Annotated in this window: 3 protein-coding genes; 1 reads left to right on the forward strand and 2 read right to left on the reverse strand. The window is 61.9% G+C overall.

The window, feature by feature from the left end; translation table 11 throughout:
- Positions 1–54: 54 nt before the first annotated feature.
- Entirely contained in the window at positions 55–1,440 is a 1,386-nt protein-coding gene (locus tag ACWPWQ_RS21220; protein WP_454010697.1) for an SLC13 family permease, read from the reverse strand.
- A 154-nt stretch (positions 1,441–1,594) separates the two neighbouring features.
- Entirely contained in the window at positions 1,595–2,035 is a 441-nt protein-coding gene (gene trxC / locus ACWPWQ_RS21225) for a thioredoxin TrxC (RefSeq protein ID WP_454010698.1), read from the reverse strand.
- 154 nt (positions 2,036–2,189) lie between these two features.
- Here trxC and ACWPWQ_RS21230 point away from each other — a divergent pair.
- On the forward strand, positions 2,190–3,616 hold a 1,427-nt coding region (locus ACWPWQ_RS21230; protein WP_454010699.1), incomplete at its 3' end, for a histidine kinase dimerization/phospho-acceptor domain-containing protein.

Raw genomic sequence — 3,616 nt, forward strand, 5'->3', positions numbered from 1 at the left:
CGGCTCAGGGGCTCGGCCCGTCAGCATCCTCAGGCCCATCTGCCTGGCCGGGGATCAATGGAGGATGTCACCCATGAAATAGGCCAGCAGGGTCAGGATGACGGTGAACACCAGGTTCAGCACCAGACCGGCCCGCATCATCTCCCGCTGCTGGATGTGACCGCTGGCGAAGACAATGGCGTTGGGCGGCGTGGCCACCGGCAGCATGAAGGCACAGGAGGCCCCGACGGCGATCAGCACGGACACCACTACGGGGGAGACCCCCAGCGCCTCGGCCACACCGGCGAACAGCGGCACCAGCAGGGCGGCGGTGGCGGTGTTGGAGACCAGCTCGGTCAGGAACACCACGAAGGCGGCAAGGCAGAGCAGTATGATGAAGATGGGCATGGTGGCTAGCGCACTGGAGAGGTGCTCCGCCAGGAAGGCGTTGGCGCCGGTTTGCTTGAGGATGGCGCTTAAGGTCAGGCCACCCCCGAACAGCAGCAGCACGCCCCAGTCGGTGTTCTGGTTGATGTCATCCCAGCTGGCGACCCGGCTGACGGCGATGGCCAGGATGGCACCCATGGCGATCAGGGTATCGAACTGGGGAATGCCGCCGAGCGCCGCGGCGATGGGCTGGGAGCCAATCCACAGCAGCACTGTGGTCAGGAAGATGAGCAAGGTGGTCTTGCGCTGGCCGGTCCACTCTATGGTGACCTGCTCGGTGCTGACCTGGTGCGACAGGTTGGGGCGCGTCACCCAGTAGAGCAGGCCTATGCCCACCGGCATGAAGATGAGCACCACCGGGATGCCGAACTTCAGCCAGTCGGTGAAGCCAAGCCCCATCTGGGCGGCGGCGATGGCATTGGGGGGGCTGCCCACCAGGGTGCCGATCCCGCCGATGCTGGCGCTGTAGGCGACGCCAAGCAGCACGAAGACCAGGGTGCGACGCTCCTTGTGAACGTCGAGTCCCTTGAGCATGCCGAGGGCGAGCGGCATCATCATGGCGGCGGTGGCGGTGTTGCTGATCCACATGGAGAGCGCCGCCGTGATGGTGAACAGCACTATGGCTGCCCAGCCCAGGTGACCCTTGGCCAGCTGCATCACCTTGGCGGCGATCTGGGTATCCAGTCCCTGCTTGGAGAGGGCCGCCGCCAGGGCAAAGCCGCCGAAGAAGAGGAAGAGGACAGGGTTGGCGAAGTCGGTCAGCGACTTGCTCATGTCAAACACCCCGAGCAGGGTGGCAAGCACCGGGATGGACAAGGCCGTGATGGTGATGTTCACCGCCTCGGTCAGCCAGAGGATGGCGATGAAGATCAGGATGCCGAGGCCTTTGTTGATCATGGGATCAAACGGAAGCCAGGCGAGCATGGCACAGAGCAGCAGGAGATCCAGAATGACGATCCCGGCCTTGATGTCCAGCCAGCGTGTAGGGGCGGAAGGGACTGCAGAGGTATGCATGTTGTTCTCTCGGTTAATTTATGGTTGTTGTTGTGTTGCCGAGGTTACATTTATCCCCCTGTTTGAAACAGGGGGATATGGTCAAAGCATGTGGCGACTCACAGAGTCAAGTGAAAATGGATCTGGGATTAAACAGAAATTAAACATTTCGTTTTCATTTGGGCGCTGCCGTGACGGACAGCAGCCACTCCCTGAACAGGCTCTTGGGCAGGGAGCCGCTGCGCTGAGCCAGGATCTGCCCCCCTCTGAAGACCATCAGGGTCGGTATGCTGCGAATGCCATAGCGGCTGGCGATGGCGGCCTCCTGTTCGGTGTCGAGCTTCACGAAGCGGATGCGGGGTTCGAGCTCCTGGGCTATCTCTTGAAAGACGGGGGCGAACTGCAGGCAGGGGCCGCACCAGCTGGCCCAGAAATCGACCACCACCGGTATGTCGGACTGGATCAGGGCATCAAAGTGCGCCATGCGACCCGACACCGGGGAGTGGGAAAACAGGGGCTGGTGGCAGCGACCGCACTTCGCACTGGCGTCCAGCTTGTCGCCGGGCAGGCGATTGCGGGTAAAGCAGTGGCTACAATAGGTAGTGACAAGTGACATAATTGGTTCCTTTATTCATGGCCCGGCAACATCTTTATTGCATTCACAGAGCAGACTAACGGTAACATAGTGCTCAGTTGTTTTTCACACTCGGCTGTCTGGCCCTGACCCAGGGTCACCGGATGGCCGACCATGACATGAGAATCGAGACGGGATGAAGAGTGTTGCACGGGACAATGGTGTTGTCTTTGGCCTTATCATCGTATCGCTGCTGGCGTTTTCTGCCTATTGCTGGCAGTTGCTGAGCCAGCAGCAACGCGCCTCCGATCTGAGCGTGGCCGCAGAGCTGGTCCTCAACCGGGTCAATACCGACACCGTCTATCTGCTGGGACGCGAGAAGGCCAGCGATGGCAGCGTACAGCAGCGCCTCAGCCTGCTGTCGAGCAGCCTGGATCGTTTCGTGAGTCAGGTGCGTGAAGACCCGGGGTCGGTGGATGATCCCAAGTCCCAGGCGCTGCAACGGGACATCGATGGTTATCTGCTGGATCTCGCCAGGCTATACACCATGGAGATGACCATCGAATACCTGGCGCCCCGTTTCCAGGGCCAGCTCAAGGCGCTGCTGGCAACCCTGCCGGCCGGGGCCGAGCAGGCCCGCGATCTCACCGAGCTCGCCCGCCTGAGCCACTACCTCAGGCGCAGCTGGGACACGAGCGAGCTGCGTCAACTGCAGCAACTGCAACGGCGGCTGATGGAGACCTACTCCGGGCAGCCCAAGGTCATGGCCCTTACCCGGCTCAGCCAGGAGCTCAACCAGCAGGTGATGGAATACCATCGCCTGCGCAACCAGATCGTCGAGATGAAGGGGCTGGCCTCGCTGCCGGCCTGGAAGCAGAGCAAGCTGGACTTGGCCTCTTCCCTCAAGAGCCGTTTCTACCTGATAGTGCTGGGGGGCGCTCTGCTCTGCTTCTCTCTGGTGGCCGCGACCCTGTGGCGCCGCAACCAGAAGCTGCGCGAGCTGTCCAGCCACGCCGCCTTGCTGGCCCAGGCCAAGAGCGACTTCCTGGCCAACATGAGCCACGAGATCCGCACCCCCATGAACGCCATCATCGGCTTCAGTGCCCTGGCGCTGCAGACCAAGCTCGATCAGCAGCAGCGGGACTATCTCAACAAGATAAAGTCATCGTCCGATACCTTGCTGCTGCTCATCAACGACATCCTGGATCTCACCAAGGTGGAGTCCGGCAAGCTGACCCTGGAGGAGATCGACTTCGATCTCAGCGAGCAGCTCGACTCCCTGGCCGCCATGTTTGCGGATCTGGCGGAGCGCAAGCAGCTCGAGGTCATCATCAACAAGTCACCTGCGGTGCCCGATTTCCTGCGCGGCGATCCGCTGCGCCTCGGCCAGGTGCTGGTCAACCTGGTCAACAACGCCATCAAGTTCACCGAGCGGGGGGAGGTGGAGGTGGCCATCACTCTAGTCAATCAATACCCGATGCGGGTCTGCTTCAGCGTGCGGGACACCGGCATCGGCATAGCGCCGGAGAAGCAGGCGCAGCTGTTCCAGCCCTTTACCCAGCTGGAGGCGGGCAACACCCGCAAATATGGCGGGCCCGGGGCCGGGGGCAAAAACCCCCCCCC

The organism is Aeromonas sp. Marseille-Q7275, assembly GCF_965119515.1.